The 15,158-nt window shown below is 65.0% G+C and carries 15 protein-coding genes; 7 read left to right on the top strand and 8 right to left on the bottom strand.

Annotated elements, in window-relative coordinates; genetic code table 11:
- The first annotated feature begins 160 nt into the window (after nucleotides 1–160).
- On the top strand, nucleotides 161–733 hold the full coding sequence (locus Q0632_RS07590) for a polymer-forming cytoskeletal protein (protein WP_298926660.1): 573 nt from the start codon (nucleotides 161–163) through the stop codon (nucleotides 731–733).
- A 26-nt stretch (nucleotides 734–759) separates the two neighbouring features.
- Here Q0632_RS07590 and Q0632_RS07595 read toward each other — a convergent pair whose 3' ends face one another.
- The 5 genes from Q0632_RS07595 to Q0632_RS07615 form a co-directional block, all read right to left on the bottom strand.
- Nucleotides 760–1,638 (bottom strand): sugar phosphate isomerase/epimerase, encoded by an 879-nt coding sequence (locus tag Q0632_RS07595; protein ID WP_298926663.1) that lies wholly within the window; start codon nucleotides 1,636–1,638, stop codon nucleotides 760–762.
- Nucleotides 1,639–1,674: 36 nt separating this feature from the next.
- On the bottom strand, nucleotides 1,675–2,862 hold the full coding sequence (locus Q0632_RS07600; protein ID WP_298926667.1) for a dihydrodipicolinate synthase family protein: 1,188 nt from the start codon (nucleotides 2,860–2,862) through the stop codon (nucleotides 1,675–1,677).
- Nucleotides 2,863–2,929: 67 nt separating this feature from the next.
- Nucleotides 2,930–4,093 carry a Gfo/Idh/MocA family oxidoreductase gene (locus Q0632_RS07605; RefSeq protein WP_298926670.1) on the bottom strand — a complete coding sequence of 388 codons (1,164 nt, stop codon included), beginning with the start codon at nucleotides 4,091–4,093 and terminating at the stop codon, nucleotides 2,930–2,932.
- Between the two features lie 49 nt (nucleotides 4,094–4,142).
- Nucleotides 4,143–5,123: a tripartite tricarboxylate transporter substrate binding protein gene (locus Q0632_RS07610; protein ID WP_298926673.1), complete on the bottom strand. Its 981-nt coding sequence runs from the start codon at nucleotides 5,121–5,123 to the stop codon at nucleotides 4,143–4,145.
- 98 nt (nucleotides 5,124–5,221) lie between these two features.
- Complete coding sequence (locus Q0632_RS07615; RefSeq protein WP_298926676.1) at nucleotides 5,222–5,872, bottom strand: TetR/AcrR family transcriptional regulator; 651 nt, start codon at nucleotides 5,870–5,872, stop codon at nucleotides 5,222–5,224.
- Between the two features lie 39 nt (nucleotides 5,873–5,911).
- Between Q0632_RS07615 and Q0632_RS07620 the strand changes: the two genes are divergently transcribed.
- A complete protein-coding gene (locus tag Q0632_RS07620; RefSeq protein ID WP_298926679.1) occupies nucleotides 5,912–7,618 on the top strand; it encodes a thiamine pyrophosphate-binding protein in 1,707 nt (568 codons plus the stop codon).
- 78 nt (nucleotides 7,619–7,696) lie between these two features.
- Here the strand turns inward: Q0632_RS07620 and Q0632_RS07625 are convergent, their stop codons facing one another.
- Both Q0632_RS07625 and yedA read right to left on the bottom strand, forming a co-directional pair.
- Nucleotides 7,697–8,158: an SWIB/MDM2 domain-containing protein gene (locus Q0632_RS07625; RefSeq protein ID WP_298926682.1), complete on the bottom strand. Its 462-nt coding sequence runs from the start codon at nucleotides 8,156–8,158 to the stop codon at nucleotides 7,697–7,699.
- A gap of 146 nt (nucleotides 8,159–8,304) precedes the next feature.
- Entirely contained in the window at nucleotides 8,305–9,201 is an 897-nt protein-coding gene (yedA, locus tag Q0632_RS07630) for a drug/metabolite exporter YedA (protein WP_298926685.1), read from the bottom strand.
- A gap of 90 nt (nucleotides 9,202–9,291) precedes the next feature.
- Between yedA and Q0632_RS07635 the strand changes: the two genes are divergently transcribed.
- The gene (locus Q0632_RS07635) at nucleotides 9,292–9,786 is read left to right on the top strand and encodes an Lrp/AsnC family transcriptional regulator (protein ID WP_298926688.1); all 495 of its coding nucleotides are present in this window, start codon (nucleotides 9,292–9,294) and stop codon (nucleotides 9,784–9,786) included.
- A gap of 9 nt (nucleotides 9,787–9,795) precedes the next feature.
- On the opposite strand, the gene Q0632_RS07640 is transcribed toward Q0632_RS07635, so the two are convergent.
- Nucleotides 9,796–10,704 (bottom strand): DMT family transporter, encoded by a 909-nt coding sequence (locus tag Q0632_RS07640; protein ID WP_298926691.1) that lies wholly within the window; start codon nucleotides 10,702–10,704, stop codon nucleotides 9,796–9,798.
- A 31-nt stretch (nucleotides 10,705–10,735) separates the two neighbouring features.
- Between Q0632_RS07640 and Q0632_RS07645 the strand changes: the two genes are divergently transcribed.
- The 4 genes from Q0632_RS07645 (at nucleotide 10,736) to thrS (ending at nucleotide 15,119) form a co-directional block, all read left to right on the top strand.
- A complete protein-coding gene (locus Q0632_RS07645; RefSeq protein ID WP_298926694.1) occupies nucleotides 10,736–11,152 on the top strand; it encodes a gamma-glutamylcyclotransferase in 417 nt (138 codons plus the stop codon).
- Nucleotides 11,153–11,383: 231 nt separating this feature from the next.
- On the top strand, nucleotides 11,384–12,691 hold the full coding sequence (gene aceA / locus Q0632_RS07650; protein ID WP_298926762.1) for an isocitrate lyase: 1,308 nt from the start codon (nucleotides 11,384–11,386) through the stop codon (nucleotides 12,689–12,691).
- A 131-nt stretch (nucleotides 12,692–12,822) separates the two neighbouring features.
- Nucleotides 12,823–13,017: a hypothetical protein gene (locus Q0632_RS07655; protein WP_298926697.1), complete on the top strand. Its 195-nt coding sequence runs from the start codon at nucleotides 12,823–12,825 to the stop codon at nucleotides 13,015–13,017.
- 194 nt (nucleotides 13,018–13,211) lie between these two features.
- Complete coding sequence (thrS, locus tag Q0632_RS07660; protein WP_298926702.1) at nucleotides 13,212–15,119, top strand: threonine--tRNA ligase; 1,908 nt, start codon at nucleotides 13,212–13,214, stop codon at nucleotides 15,117–15,119.
- The last annotated feature ends 39 nt before the right edge of the window (nucleotides 15,120–15,158 follow it).

The raw sequence follows: 15,158 nt of genomic DNA on the forward strand, positions 1-15,158 counted from the left end.
TCGATTGACAAAGGTCCGCAAAAAAGCCGCGTGGTGCACGGCACGGCGTCGGTACGCCGCAACGTACTTCGTTACCTAACTTGCGTCACACGGTGAACATGTAATGCGCCTCGTCCGTAGCATCGGCAACTCTTTCCACACCACTCCGAGGGCATCTTCCATGGCACTGCAATCTCCGTTTTTCAATAACAACAACAAGAAGGAAGATCCGTATGCGCAACGGCACGGCAACAACCCGAACGCGCAGGCGCTGGGCCTGGCACCCGCGACGGGCGCGCAGCCTGCCGCGGCGTCCACAACCCCCGCCGCCGCGGGCAGCGGCACGCCGGCGGCACCGGTCCGCGACGGTGGCGAGAGCAAGCTCACCGTCGGTCCCAACATCAAGTTGAAGGGCGTGGAGATCACCGACTGCGACACGCTGGTGGTGGAAGGCTCGGTGGAGGCGACCATGGACTCGCGCGTGATCCAGATCTCCGAACGCGGCGCCTTCAAGGGCTCGGCCGAGATCGACATCGCCGAGATCCGCGGCGAGTTCGACGGCACTCTCACGGTGCGCCAGAAGCTGGTGATCTATGCGACCGGCAAGGTCACGGGCCGCATCCGCTACGGCAAGGTGGTGATCGAGGAGGGCGGCCAGCTCTCGGGCGAGATCGAGTTCGGCACCGCGGTGCAGCGTCCGCTGATAGCCGCCGGCGTGCGCCCTGGCTTGCAGGTGCACACCTCGGCGGGCTGAAGCAAAAGGCCCCGACGGGGCCTTGTTCAAACCGCGCTGCGGTGGCGCTGGATGCAGGTGTCCAGCGTCTCGCCATGCTCCTGCTGCCACCAGTTGGCGGCGGAGAAGATCTCGACCTCGCTGTAGCCGGCAAAGCCCTGAGCTTCGACCCAGCGGCGGATCTGCGGGATGTAGATGACGCCGTCGCCCATCATGCCGCGGTCGTTGAGCATGTCGGTGGTGGGCGTGAGCCAGTCGCAGACGTGGAAGGCCAGCAGGCGCTCTTTGCCGGCGCGTTCGATCTGCGCCTGCAGCTTGGGGTCCCACCACACGTGGTAGACGTCCACCGCCACGCCCAGGGCGCCGGTCTTGCCCGGATCGAGGTCGTCGCAGACGTCCAGCGCCTGCTCCATGGTGTTGATGCAGGCGCGGTCGGCGGCGTACATGGGGTGCAAGGGTTCGATGGCCAGCGGCATTTCGGCTGACCGGGCGTACTCCAGCAGCTGTGCGATGCCGTCCGTCACCTGGTCGCGCGCCAGGGCCAGGTTTTTGTGCGCGGCCTTGCCGGCCAGCGCGCCGGGCAGGGCGCCCACCACCAGCACCAGGCACTTGGCATTGAGCTCGCGCGCCTCGTCGACAGCGCGGCGGTTGTCGTCGTGCGCGGCCTGCAAGCCCCCCGCGTCAGTGGCTGTGAACATGCCGCCGCGGCAGTAGCCCGAGAGCTCCAGGCCGTGCTGCTTGACCAGGCGCGAGATCAGGGGCAGGCCGGCGGCCGCCACCTGGTCGCGCCAGGGCGAGATGGCGCGGATATCACGCTCCACGCAGGCCTCGATGATCTGTGGCAAGGGCAGCTCGACGCCCTTGCTTTTGCGGATGGTGGCCGTGTTGATGGACAGCCAGCGGTGGTCCTGCGAAAAATCGCGCATGGGCTTGGTTCCCTTCGCTTTAGCGTGTGGAAGAGCTCAATTGTGCACGCCGTGGAGGGTCAGCAGCGTTTTCATGCGGCGCAGCGCCAGTTCCGGCTGTTCCAGCAGGTTGGCCGCATCGGCCAGGCGGAACAGTTCGGCGAAGTGCACCAGGGAGCGCGTGCTCTGCTGGCCGCCGACCATGGTGAAGTGCTTCTGGTGGCCATTGAGCCAGGCCATGAAGACCACGCCGGTCTTGTAAAAGCGCGTGGGTGCGGCAAAGATGTGGCGCGACAGCGGCACCGTCGGGCCCAGGATGGCGTGGAACTTGTCGAGGTTGCCCTGGGCCAGCTCGCCCAGCGCGGCGCTGGCGGCCGGCGCAATGGCGTCGAAGATGCCCAGCAGGGCGTCGCTCTTGCCGTGCATGGGCTCAGCGCCGAAGCCGTCGCCGGCGATCAGCTCGGCGTAGTTGAAGTCGTCGCCGGTGTACATGCGCACGCCCGGGGCCAGGCGCCGGCGCATGGCGATTTCCTTGTCCTTGTCCAGCAGCGAGATCTTGATGCCGTCGACCTTGTCCGGATGGGCGGCGATGATGGCCAAAGCCGTGTCCATCGCCGCGTCCACATCCTTGGTGCCCCAGTAGCCGGCGAGCGCCGGATCGAACATGTCGCCCAGCCAGTGCAACACCACGGGCTGCTTGGCTTGCGAGAGGATGCGGTCGTAGACGCGCTCGTAGTCGGCTGGACTCTTGGCCACGCGGGCCAGGGCGCGGCTGGCCATGACGATCAGCTTGCCGCCCAGTTTCTCGATGGCAGCCATCTGCTCCTCGTAGCCGGCGATGACTTCATCGACGGTCTTGACGTTCTCCAGCACCAGGTGGTCCGTGCCGCAGCCCGATGCCACCAGCGCACCCGGCACATCCTTGGCGGCGTCCAGCGAGCGGCGGATCAGCTCCAGCGAGGTCGGCCAGTCCAGACCCATGCCGCGTTGCGCCGTGTCCATGGCCTCGGCCACGCCCAGGCCCAGCGACCACAGGCGTTGCCGGTAAGCGATGGTCGCGTCCCAGTCGACCGCGCACTGCAGCCAGGGGTCGATGGCGGCCAGCGGATCGGCCACCACGTGGGCGGCGGAGTAGGCGATGCGGTTGAACTTCGCGCCCTTGGCGGGCTGCACGGGCTGCGTGCCGCGCAGGCGGTAGGTTTCGAGGACGCCGCCGGCGCTGGGGAGTTGCAAGGTCAGTGTCATGGCTGTTTGGGGCTTTTTTGGGGGCTGGATTGGCCTCTAGCCCCCGGGAAATGGACCTGGGGTGCTATCAAATCTGGAGCGCAGGAACATCCACCCAGCGCCGTTCCTTCCAGCTTTCCAGAGCGGCTTCGACCAGTTGCACGCCCTTGGCGCCTTCGGGCAGGGTCCAGCGGTAGGGCTCGTTCTCCACCACATGGCGGATGAAGGCTTCCCACTGGATCTTGAAGCCGTTGTCGTAGACCTGGGTGTCCGGCACTTCCTGCCATTGCTCGGTGAAGTTCATGGTCTGCTTCTCGTCCGGATTCCAGACGGGGCGCGGCGTGTTGACACGCGACTGCGCCTTGCAGGAGCTCAGGCCGGCAACCGCAGAGCCGTGCGTGCCGTCGACGTGGAAGGTGACCAGGTCTTCGCGGTTCACGCGGGTGGCCCAGGACATGTTCAGCTGCGCGATGACGGGCTCGCCGTTGTGGCCGGTCAGTTCGGCCGTGGCATAGGCGGCGTCATCGGCCGTGGCCTTGTAGGGCTTGCCGGCCTCGTCCCAGCGCTCGGGAATGTGGGTCGCACCAATGCAGGAGACGGACTTCACCTCGCCGAACAGGTTGTCCAGCACGTAGCGCCAGTGGCACATCATGTCCAGGATCATGCCGCCGCCGTCTTCCGTGCGGTAGTTCCAGCTGGGGCGCTGGATGGGCTGCAGGTCGCCCTCGAACACCCAGTAGCCGAACTCCAGGCGCACGCTGAGCATGCGGCCGAAGAAGCCCGCGCGGCGCAGCATGTCGAGCTTGCGCAGGCCGGGCAGGAAGAGCTTGTCCTGCACCGCGCCGTGCTTGAGGCCGGACTTTTCGGCCAGGCGGGCGATCTCCACTGCCTCATTGAGATTGGTGGCGATGGGCTTTTCGCAATAGACATGCTTGCCGGCGCGGATCGCCTTGGCCAGCAGCGTAGGGCGCATCTGCGTGGTGCCGGCGTCGAAGAAGACGCTGTCGTCCTTGTTGGCCAGGGCCTTGTCCAGGTCCGTGCCCCAGCGCTCGATTTTCCACTGCTTGGCCAGGGCTTCCATCTTCTCGGCATTGCGGCCGATCAGGATGGGGTCGGGCATGACCTTGTCGCCGTTGGACAGCGTCACGCCGCCCTGGTTGCGGATGGCGACGATGGAGCGGATCAGATGCTGGTTCATGCCCATGCGTCCGGTGACGCCGTGCATGATGATTCCAAGTCGTTGGGTGGGCATAAATTACTTCCTTGTAAAAATTCCGGCCTTCAGGCCGGTTGACCCGTCGTTATTTCTGAACCTCAAGGCCTGCGGCTTTCACCAGCACGGCATTGGTCTTGATCTCGTCCTTGATGTAGGCATCGAAAGCTTCGGGCTTGAGCGTCCAGGCGTCGGCGCCCAGGGTGGCAAAGCGTTCCTTGACTTCCGGCGTGGCCAGGGCCTTGACTACTTCGTCCTGCAGGCGGTTGACGATGTCGCGCGGTGTTTTGGCGGGCGCCATCATGCCGATCCAGAAGTTGAACTCCGAGCCGGGCACGCCGGCCTCGGCCGTGGTGGGCACCTGGGGCAGGGCGCTGGCGCGCTTGGGCGAGCCCACGGCCAGGGCCACCAGCTGGCCGTTCTTGATCTGGCCGATCACCGGGGCGATCGGGCTGAAGTAGTAGTCGACGCGGCCGGCCATCACCTCGGTCACGGCCTCGGCCGAGCCCTTGAACGGGATGTTGGTGGCTTCGATCTTGGCGGCCAGCTTGAACTTCTCGGCGTTCAGGTGGGTGGCGCTGCCCTGGCCGGCGGAGGCGAAGTTCATGCTGCCGGGCTTGGCGCGGGCGGCGGCCAGCAGTTCCTGCAGGGTCTTGATGTTCTTGGACGGCGACATCACCAGCACATTGGGCGTGCTGGAGATCGGCGTCACACCGACGAAGTCCTTCTCGGTGTCGAAGGGCAGCTTGGCAAACGTCGAGGGGCTGACGGTGTGCGAGGAGCTGTGAACCATGATGGTGTAGCCGTCCGGCGCAGCCGAGGCCACAGCCTGCTGGCCGATGGTGCCGCTGGCGCCGCCGCGGTTGTCGATCACCAGGGTCTGGCCCATGCTCTGGCCCATCTTGTCGGCGATGGCGCGGGCAATGATGTCGGTGGTGCTGCCCGCGGCGAAGGGCACGATCACGCGGATCGGCTTGTTCGGGTAGCCGGACTGGGCACTGACGGCCAAGGGGGCGGCGATGGCCAGGGTGGCGACGGTGATGGCAAGGGCGCGGCGGGTCAGTTGCATGCTTGTCTCCTGTGAAGGTTGCTTGGTTTAATTAACTGATTGGTGAATTATAGGGCGCGGCTTTTCCGCCGCAAGCCCTTGCGGGCCCGCACTGGCGCTCAATTGATCAGGACATACCCTAGGATCACGTCGACCATGTGGTTCAGGCGTTCATGCCTGGACTTGGCGCTCATGAGGTCGCGGCCGAAGATGGCCGACAGGGTGTGGTTGTTGGACAGGTAGAAGTACGACAGGCCGGCGATCGAGACGTACAGTTGCAGCGGGTCGACGCCGCCGCGGAAGCTCCCGTCCTTGCGGCCGCGCTCCAGGAGCTGGGCCAGCATTTCGATCAGCGGCGAGTTCATTTCGCGGGCCTGCTGCGAGCCCTGGATATGGCGCGCCCTGTGCAGGTTGGCGCTGTTGAGCATGGTGAGGAACTCGGGGTGCTGCAGGTAGTAGTCCCAGGTGAATTCCACCAGCTTGCGCAGCGCCTCGGCGGGCTTGAGGTCGAGCAGCTTGAGCTGCTGCTCCTCGGCGCGGATGTCGCGGTAGGCCTGTTCCAGCGCAGCCTGGAACAGCTTCTCCTTGTCCTCGAAGTAGTAGTAGATCAGCCGCTTGTTCAGGCCGGCGCGTTCGGCGATGCGGTCCATGCGTGCGCCGCCCAGGCCGTACTCGGCGAACTCATCGCGCGCGGCCGCTAAGATGATGGCCTGCGAGCGGTCGGCGTCGCGCTGGCGCTCTTCAACGGGCGCTGCGTTGTCTCTTGTCATGGCTCGATAATTCACTGAACGGTTAATAAAGTCAAGCCTATGCCGCAAGCCACACAGACCCAGATCGCCGGCCACCTCCTCGTCGAATGCCTGGTGGCCCAGGGCGTGACCCATGCCTTCGGCGTGCCGGGCGAGAGCTATCTGGCGGTGCTCGACGGCTTCCATGCCTACGCCGACCAGATCCGCTTCATCATCAACCGCCAGGAAGGCGGCGCGGCCTACATGGCCGAGGCCGCGGGCAAGCTCAGCGGCCGTCCGGGCATCTGCTTCGTGACGCGCGGGCCAGGCGCCACCAACGCTTCGATCGGCGTGCACACCGCCTTCCAGGATTCCACACCCATGGTGCTGTTTGTCGGCGACGTCGCCAGCGACCAGCGCGACCGCGAGGCCTTCCAGGAGGTGGACTACAGCGTCTTCTTCGGCCCCAGCACCAAGGGCATGGCCAAGCGGGTCGAGCGCATCGACGAGGCCGAGCGCATCCCCGAGTACGTGGCGCGGGCCTTCGCCACCGCCATGAATGGCCGCCCTGGCCCGGTGGTGCTGGTGCTGCCCGAGGACATGCTCACGCGCGAGGTCAAAGCGCGGCCGCTGCCGCGGGTGGAGGCGGTGCAGGCCTGGAGCGACCCCGGCGCGCTGCGCACCCTGCGCGAGATGCTGCTGGCCTCGAAGAAACCCTTGGTCATCGCCGGCGGCAGCGGCTGGACGCCGCAGTCGGCCCAGGCCCTGCAGCGATTCGCCGAGAACTGGAAGCTGCCGGTGGGCAACGCCTTCCGCTTCCAGGACACTTTCGACAACCACCACCCGCTGTATGCGGGCGACGTGGGCATCGGCATCAACCCCAAGCTGGCGGCGCGCGTGAAGGAGAGCGACCTCATCATCGCCATCGGGCCACGCCTGGGCGAGATGACCACCAACGGCTACACCTTGCTGCAGGCGCCCAAGCCGGTGCAAAAGCTGGTCCACATCCACGCCAGCGCCGAAGAGCTCAACCGGGTCTACCACGCCGACCTGGCGATCAACGCCACAATGAACGCGGCGGCCCGCTCGCTGGAGGTGCTGACGGCACCGACCGAGCTGCCCTGGGCTGCGTGGTCCGAGGCCGCGCACGCCGACTACGAAGCCAACATGGCGCCGCAGGCGCTGCCCGGCGACATCGACATGCCCGCCATCGTGGGCATTCTGAAGAAGCACCTGCCCGAGGATGCGGTGCTGACCAACGGCGCGGGCAACTTCGCCAGCTGGGTGCATCGCTTCTTCAAGCACCACGGCCTGGCCAAGGGCCACAAGACCCAGCTCGCGCCCACCGTCGGCTCCATGGGCTATGGTGTGCCGGCAGGCATTGCCGCCAACATCCTGACCGGGCGCACCGCTTTCACCATCGCCGGCGACGGCGACTTTCTGATGAACGGCCAGGAGCTGGCGACCGCCGTGCAGCATGGCGCCAAGAGCATCGTCGTGCTGCTGAACAACGGCATGTACGGCACCATCCGCATGCACCAGGAGCGCGAGTACCCGACGCATGTGAGTGGCTCGCAATTGAGCAATCCCGACTTCGTCGCGCTGGCCAAGGCCTACGGCTACGAGGGCGTGCGCATCACGCGCACCGCTGAGTTTGAGCCCGCCTTCGTCGCCGCGCTGGAGCGCAAGCAGGGCACGCTGATTGAGGTGGTGCTCGATCCCGAGGTGATCACCACGCGCGGCACGCTCAGCGGCATCACCGAAACTGCGCTGAAGAAGCAGAAGTGAACAGGGCCGCGTGAGCGGCCCTTGGCGAAAACAAAAAGGGCCACTTGCGTGGCCCTTGTGTCGAGAAGCAGGGGCTGCTTACTTGACGTGCTTGCCGATCAGGCCGGCCATTTCGAACATGGAAACCTGGGCCTTGCCGAAGATTTCCTTGAGCTTGGCATCGGCGTTGACCATGCGCTTGTTGACGCTGTCCTGCAGCTTGTTCTTCTTGATGTAAGCCCACAGCTTGCTGACCACTTCGGTGCGGGGCAGCGGAGCCGAACCCACCACAGCAGCCAGAGCGGGGCTGGGGGTCAGGGCCTTCATGAAGGCGGCGTTGGGAGTGCGCTTCTTTGCAGGAGCAGCCTTCTTGGCGGCGACCTTCTTGGCCGGAGCAGCCTTCTTTGCAGGAGCAGCCTTCTTGGCCACGACCTTCTTGGCCGGAGCGGCCTTCTTTGCAGGAGCAGCCTTCTTGGCTACGACCTTCTTGGCCGGAGCGGCCTTCTTTGCGGGGGCCTTTTTGGCAGGCACCTTCTTCGCAGCTTTTTTCGCAGTTGCCATGATTGATTTTCCTTCTAGAAGTTGATTAATCACCTTCGAGAGCTTGCGCTCTCTCTGGCACTGCGGATGCTACTGGAGAAAAAACGCGTTTCCAAGCGGAAAATGGCTTTTTTCACTGGAGATTGTTGTTTTTTCTGTCGCGCTTTTCAGGCCGTTTTCCCTCTGAAGATCAACACCACGCCAAGCAGGATCACGCCGCAGGCCAGCCACTCGCCGTGCGTGACCACCTCCTGCGCGAAAAACACGCCCAGCAGCAGCGCGATCACCGGGTTGACGAAGGCGTAGCTGGTGGCCATCGCGGGCGTGGCGTGGGCCAGCAGGTAGAGGTAGGCGCTGAAGGCGATCAGCGAGCCGAACACCACCAGGTAGGCCCAGGCCGCTGCGGCGGCGGGCTGCGGCGGCCAGGCCGGCTGCTCACCCAGTGCGAGAGAAAGCAGCATCAACACCGCGCCACCGCACAACATTTCGCTGGCAAAGCCAGCCGCGCCGGCGGCCAGCGGCGTTCGCGTGGTGGACAGCACCGAGCCCAGCGACCAGGCCGTGGTGGCGCCGGCAATGCAGGCGATGCCCATTGGCGCCGCCGAGAAACTGGCGCCGCGCACCAGCAGCAGCACGCCCATCAGGCCGACCGCCATGCCGGCCAGCTCCAGCCGGCTGGGCCGCTGGCCGAACAGCAGCCCCCAGGCGCAGACCAGCATGGGCACGACGGCGATGAAGGCCGCAATCAGGCCCGAGCCGATGTGTTGCTCGGCGCTGGCCACCAGGCCCATGCCGCCGCCCAGCATCAGCGTGCCCACCACCAGGGCGTTGCGCCATTCGCGCAGTGTGGGCAGGGCGCCGCCGCGCAGCAGCAGCCAGGCCATCAGCAGGCCGCCGGCGGCCAGGAAGCGCGTGCCCATCTGGAAAAACGGCGGCAGGCTGACCAGGGCGTAGCGGATCGCCAGGTAGGTCGAACCCCAGACGAGGTAGCAGGCGAGCAGGGCGGGCAGCAGCAGGGCGGGCTGGCGCGGCGCGGCGGAGGGGGTGAGGGTGGCGCTGGACATGGAGCAATCCTAGGTTGCCGCTGGCCGCCGATCCATGGATGATTCAAGGTCTGTCCCGTACATTGACCTTGAAATCGAAGGTAAAAACCCATGCCGACCGAAGTTTCCGAAATGGACGTCTACGACAGCCGCATCCTGGCCGAGTTGCAGCGCGACGCGCGCATCAGCATGGCCGAACTGGGGCGGCGCGTGCACCTGAGCCAGCCGGCGGTCACCGAGCGGGTGCGCAAGCTGGAACTCAACGGAGTGATCAAGGGCTACCGGGCGGTGGTGGATTTCCAGCAGCTGGGTTACGGCATCCGCGCCATCGTGCGGGTCGGCCGCGCCGAATACGCGCGGGTGGTCAAGCTGGTGGAGCAGACGCCCGAAGTGATCAATGCCTGGAACGTCACCGGCGAGGACAGCTGGGTGCTGGAGATCGCGGTGATCGACGTCGGCCACCTGGACGCCGTGGTCACCAAGTTCTGCATCCTGACCGAAACCTCGACCTGCATCGTGCTCAATGCGGCGCGCGAGAACGCCACCGTGCTGCCGGCGCGGCGGGAGAACATCAAGCCCACCATCCGCAAGGTCACCGGCAGGTAATGGCCGGCGTCAGGGCTCTGGTCGGGAGGGCAGGGTCGCCAGCAGCACGCCCGCCAGCGCGGACGCGAAGGCCAAGAGCTGGATGCCGCTGAGGCTCTCGCCCAGCACCAGCACGCCGACCAGGGCGGCCGAGACCGGCAGCATCACGGTGAAGACGCCGGCTTGCGACGCCGGCACGCGCTTGAGGCCCGTCATCCACAGCCACACGGTCCAGACGCTGGCGGCCAGCGAGTAAAACAGCAGCAGCAGCCAGGTGCCGGCCTGGACCGCGCCAAAGTCGAAGTCCCAGGCCATCCAGGCGCCCAGTGGCGTCACCAGCACGAAGCCCCACAGGTTGATCAGCGAGGTGATGCGCTTGGGCCCTAGCGCGCCGGTGAGCTTCTTGCCGATCACCGCATAAGCGGCCTCGCACAGCACGGCGCCGAAGACCAGCAGGTTGCCCAGCCACTGGGAGGCGGCAGCCGCTCCTTCTGTATGGGCCGGCCGCGACAGTGCCAGGAGGCTGATGCCGGCGGCGGCGCAGCCGATCGCGCCCCAGACGCGTGGCGCGATGCGCTCACCCAGGAAGGCCCGGCTCAGCAGCGCGACCACTGCGGGGATGGCGGCCATGATCACGCCGGCAGACACCGCGCTGGTCATGCTGACGCCGAACAGCATGCAGATGGAGAACAGGAAGTTGCCCAGGAAGGATTCCAGGAACAGCAGCCTCCTGGTCTGGCCTGTCAGCGGCGGCTCGTTGGCAGGCTTGCGCAGCCAGTGCAGCATGGCCAGGCCGCCGATGCCAAAGCGCAGCCAGGCCAGCAGGAAGACCGGGATGGCGGCGACCAGCGGCTTGGACAGGGCCACATAGCTGCCGACCAGGGACATGCTCAGGGCAAGGCAGGCGCAGGCAAACAGCCTGTTGGCGGCGGGGGGCATTGCAAAATGGGAGTTTGGAAAACGCCGGATCATGCCCGAAGCCCAGACTCCCCCCGCCGCCCGCCGCGTCTTTGTCTACGGCACCTTGCGCAAGCGCGGGAGCAACGACATCAACCTGCTGCGCCCCGCACCGCGCTATGTCGGCATGGGAGCGGTGCGGGGTGTGCTCTACCACGTCGACTGGTATCCGGGCCTGACGCTGGGCGGGGAGGACGCGATCACCGTGGTCGGCGAGGTGTATGAGATCGGTCCGGCGCTGGAGGCGGTGCTCGATGGCATCGAACAGATCGAGGCCGGTCCCGACAGCGAGTACTTCAAGCGCGAGCTGGACATCGATGTCCAGGGCAGGCAGCTGCGCTGCCTGGTGTACGAGATCAATCCCGACCGGGTGCGGGGACGCGAGCGCATCGGCCATGGCGACTGGATCCTTTTTCACGGCACGCCATAGTGTTTTTGCAATGCGGTAAATCAGTATGCTGCGCTGCGCAAAAATTTCTCAATACAAGAAACAATTTACCGCATTGAGAAAATGTATATGTAAGCTGTTGATTTTAAACAGTTAAAAATATATCTTCTATAAGACATAAGATGTTTTCAAAGTCTTCTATAAGACTTAAAGTTCCTCCATCGCCAACCCGTTTCAACCACTTGGAGTGAACCCATGACATCCTGGACCCACCTGACCCGCGAACAACAGATTGCACAGCTCGAAAAGGATTGGGCCGAGAACCCGCGCTGGAAGGGCATCCGGCGCGGCTACAGCGCCGCCGACGTGGTCAAGCTGCGCGGTTCGCTGCAGATCGAGCACACCATCGCCCAGCGCGGCGCCGACAAACTGTGGAACTCCATCAACAGCGAGCCCTTCGTCAACACCCTGGGCGCGCTGACGGGCAACCAGGCCCTGCAGCAGGTCAAGGCCGGCCTCAAGGGCATCTACCTGTCCGGCTGGCAGGTGGCAGGCGACGCCAACACCAATGGCGAGATGTACCCCGACCAGTCGCTGTACTCGGTGGACTCGGTGCCCAAGGTCGTCAAGAAGGTCAACAACACCTTTGCCCGCGCCGACCAGATCCAGTGGAGCGAAGGCAAGGGCCCCGGCGACGCCGGCTACATCGACTACTTCCAGCCCATCGTGGCCGATGCCGAAGCCGGGTTTGGCGGCGTGCTCAATGCCTTCGAGCTGATGAAGTCCATGATCGAGGCCGGCGCCGCCGGCGTCCATTTCGAGGACCAGCTGGCCTCGGTGAAGAAATGCGGCCATATGGGTGGCAAGGTGCTGGTTCCCACCCGTGACGCCGTGTCCAAGCTGGTGGCCGCCCGCCTGGCGGCCGACGTGATGGGCACGAGCACCATCCTGCTGGCGCGCACCGACGCCGAAGCCGCCGACCTGGTGACCACCGACGTGGATCCGATCGACCAACCCTTCCTGACCGGCGAGCGCACGGTCGAAGGCTTCTACCGCACCAAGGCCGGCTTCGATCAGGCCGTCAGCCGCGGCCTGGCCTACGCCGAGGTGGCCGACCTGATCTGGTGCGAAACCGGCACGCCGGACCTGGCCTTCGCCAAGCAGTACGCCGATGCCATCCACGCCAAGTTCCCCGGCAAGCTGCTGGCCTACAACTGCTCGCCGTCCTTCAACTGGAAGAAGAACCTGGACGACGCCACCATTGCCAAGTTCCAGCGCGAGCTGGGCGCCATGGGCTACAAGTTCCAGTTCATCACGCTGGCAGGCTTCCACAGCCTGAACTACTCGATGTTCAACCTGTCGTACGGCTACGCCCGCAACAACATGTCGGCCTTCGTGGAACTGCAGGAAGCCGAGTTCGCCGCTGCCGAGCGCGGTTTCACCGCGGTCAAGCACCAGCGCGAAGTGGGAACCGGCTACTTCGACGCCGTCACTACGACCATCGAAGCCAACGCATCGACCGCTGCACTCAAGGGCTCGACCGAAGACGACCAGTTCTTCGACGAGAAGAAGGCCGCCTGAGGACCTGTCGCGCTCAATCCACCCAGGCCGCAAGGCCTGGCAACAGGCCCCGCACCGGCAACGGCGCGGGGTTTGCCGTTTGGGCGTTTCGTCGTAGAGTTGGCCCTGTTACAAATCACGGGAAACGCGCCATGACCGGAGCCAGCGAGAAAACCGGGGTCTTCGATGTCAGCAAGCTCAAGCTGGCGCGCTGCTCCGACTGCGCCGGCAGCGGCGAGCTGCGCATCGACAGCGAGAACATCAACGAGCATTTCGAGGTCGAAAAGCAGACCGTCATCACGTCCTGCCCACGCTGCGGCGGGACGGGCTTCCTCCCCGCAGGCTAAAATGCGGGCATAGCCTGCCGAGGGCAGGGCCACAAGAGCGAGAAAGGCACCCTGGTTATGACACCGCGAACTCCACCGGAAGGTTCCACGGCCCGTTGAGGGTCGATCGTCGCGTGCCCTGAGATCTCGTTCACGATTCCAGACAAAGCGCGGCCGCCGACCGCGCTTTTTTGTTTTTCAGCCAGACTTTTCCCATGATCCAGATCACGCTTCCCGACAATTCCCGACGCGAATTCCCCGGCCCGGTCTCGGTGGCCGAAGTGGCCCAGTCCATCGGCCCCGGCCTGGCCAAGATGACCGTCGCCGGCAAGGTGGACGGCCGTCTGGTGGACGCCAGTGATGTCATCGACCACGACGCCAAGCTGCAAATCATCACGCCCAAGGACGCCGAAGGGGTGGAGATCATCCGCCACTCCACCGCCCACCTGGTCGGCCATGCCGTCAAGCAGCTCTATCCCACGGCCAAGATGGTGATCGGGCCCGTGATCGAGGAGGGCTTCTATTACGACATCGCCTACGAGCGGCCCTTCACGCCCGATGACATGGCCGCCATCGAGCAGCGCATGAAGGAGCTGATCGCCCAGGATTACGACGTCGTCAAGAAGATGACGCCGCGCGACGAGGTGGTCAAGGTGTTCCAGGCGCGCGGCGAGGACTACAAGCTGCGCCTGGTCGAGGACATGCCCGATGAAAAGGCCATGGGCCTGTACTACCACCAGGAGTACGTGGACATGTGCCGCGGCCCCCACGTGCCGAACACACGCTTCCTCAAGGTGTTCAAGCTGACCAAGCTGGCCGGCGCCTACTGGCGCGGCGACGCCAAGAACGAGCAGCTGCAGCGTATCTACGGCACGGCCTGGGCCGACAAGAAGGACCTGGAAGCCTACGTCAAGCGCATCGAGGAGGCGGAAAAGCGAGACCACCGGCGCCTGGGCCGCGAACTGGACCTGTTCCACATCGACGATGTGGCACCGGGCGTCGTGTTCTGGCATCCCAAGGGCTGGGCCGTCTGGCAGGTGGTCGAGCAGTACATGCGCGGCGTCTACAAGGACACGGGCTACCAGGAGGTCAAGGGGCCGCAGATCCTGGACAAGAGCCTGTGGGAGAAAACCGGCCACTGGCAGAACTACCGCGACAACATGTTCACGACCGAGTCGGAGAAGCGCGAATATGCGCTCAAGCCGATGAATTGCCCGGGCCATGTGCTGATCTTCAAGTCCGCGTTGCGCAGCTACCGCGACCTGCCGCTGCGCTACGGCGAGTTCGGTCAATGCCACCGCAACGAGCCCAGCGGCGCGCTGCACGGCATCATGCGGGTGCGCGGTTTCACCCAGGACGACGGTCACGTCTTCTGCACCGAGGACCACATCCTGGAGGAGTGCGTCAACTACACGGCGCAACTGCAGAAGGTCTACAAGGATTTCGGTTTCACCGACATCCTCTACAAGGTGGCGACGCGGCCGGAAAACCGCGTCGGCTCCGACGAGCTGTGGGACAAGGCCGAGTTCGCCGTGATGGAGGCGCTGCGCCGCTCGGGCGTGGATTTCATCATCTCGCCGGGTGACGGTGCCTTCTACGGCCCGAAGATCGAATACACGCTGCGCGACGCGATCGGCCGGCAGTGGCAGTGCGGCACCATGCAGGTCGACTTCAATACGGCCGAACGTCTGGGTGGCGAATACGTGACCGATACCAGTGGCCGCGCCCACCCCGTGATGCTGCACCGGGCAATCGTCGGCAGCCTGGAGCGCTTCATCGGCATGCTGATCGAGCACCACTCCGGCGCCCTGCCGGCCTGGCTGGCGCCAGTGCAGGTCCAGGTGCTCAACATCACCGATTCCCAGGCCGATTACGCCCGGGAAGTGGCCAAAACACTGCAAAATCAAGGGCTTAGGGTCGATTTGGACCTGCGCAACGAGAAAATTACGTATAAAATACGCGAGCATTCGATGCAAAAGCTGCCGTACATCCTGGTCGTGGGCGACAAGGAGATGGCAGCAGGTGCTGTCGCAGTGCGCGCCCGAGGCAACCAGGATCTCGGTGTGATGTCCCTCGCTGCGTTCTCCGAAAGAATCGCGCAGGACATCCAGAACAAAAGCTGATTTTTGAATAAATGACGCTCTTGCCCGCGCCCACTGTGC

It is taken from the genome of uncultured Ramlibacter sp., from assembly GCF_936925435.1.
GTDB lineage: Bacteria > Pseudomonadota > Gammaproteobacteria > Burkholderiales > Burkholderiaceae_C > Ramlibacter.

Excerpts from the sequence above, each read along its gene's own strand:
- Q0632_RS07625 (WP_298926682.1), bottom strand. The coding sequence starts at position 8,158 with ATGGCAACTGCGAAAAAAGCTGCGAAGAAGGTGCCTGCCAAAAAGGCC.
- Q0632_RS07640 (WP_298926691.1), bottom strand. The coding sequence starts at position 10,704 with ATGCCCCCCGCCGCCAACAGGCTGTTTGCCTGCGCCTGCCTTGCCCTG.
- thrS (WP_298926702.1), top strand. The coding sequence starts at position 13,212 with ATGATCCAGATCACGCTTCCCGACAATTCCCGACGCGAATTCCCCGGC.
- Q0632_RS07620 (WP_298926679.1), top strand. The coding sequence starts at position 5,912 with ATGCCGCAAGCCACACAGACCCAGATCGCCGGCCACCTCCTCGTCGAA.
- Q0632_RS07600 (WP_298926667.1), bottom strand. The coding sequence starts at position 2,862 with ATGACACTGACCTTGCAACTCCCCAGCGCCGGCGGCGTCCTCGAAACC.
- Q0632_RS07615 (WP_298926676.1), bottom strand. The coding sequence starts at position 5,872 with ATGACAAGAGACAACGCAGCGCCCGTTGAAGAGCGCCAGCGCGACGCC.
- Q0632_RS07595 (WP_298926663.1), bottom strand. The coding sequence starts at position 1,638 with ATGCGCGATTTTTCGCAGGACCACCGCTGGCTGTCCATCAACACGGCC.
- Q0632_RS07610 (WP_298926673.1), bottom strand. The coding sequence starts at position 5,123 with ATGCAACTGACCCGCCGCGCCCTTGCCATCACCGTCGCCACCCTGGCC.
- Q0632_RS07635 (WP_298926688.1), top strand. The coding sequence starts at position 9,292 with ATGCCGACCGAAGTTTCCGAAATGGACGTCTACGACAGCCGCATCCTG.
- Q0632_RS07655 (WP_298926697.1), top strand. The coding sequence starts at position 12,823 with ATGACCGGAGCCAGCGAGAAAACCGGGGTCTTCGATGTCAGCAAGCTC.
- yedA (WP_298926685.1), bottom strand. The coding sequence starts at position 9,201 with ATGTCCAGCGCCACCCTCACCCCCTCCGCCGCGCCGCGCCAGCCCGCC.
- Q0632_RS07645 (WP_298926694.1), top strand. The coding sequence starts at position 10,736 with ATGCCCGAAGCCCAGACTCCCCCCGCCGCCCGCCGCGTCTTTGTCTAC.
- Q0632_RS07590 (WP_298926660.1), top strand. The coding sequence starts at position 161 with ATGGCACTGCAATCTCCGTTTTTCAATAACAACAACAAGAAGGAAGAT.
- Q0632_RS07605 (WP_298926670.1), bottom strand. The coding sequence starts at position 4,093 with ATGCCCACCCAACGACTTGGAATCATCATGCACGGCGTCACCGGACGC.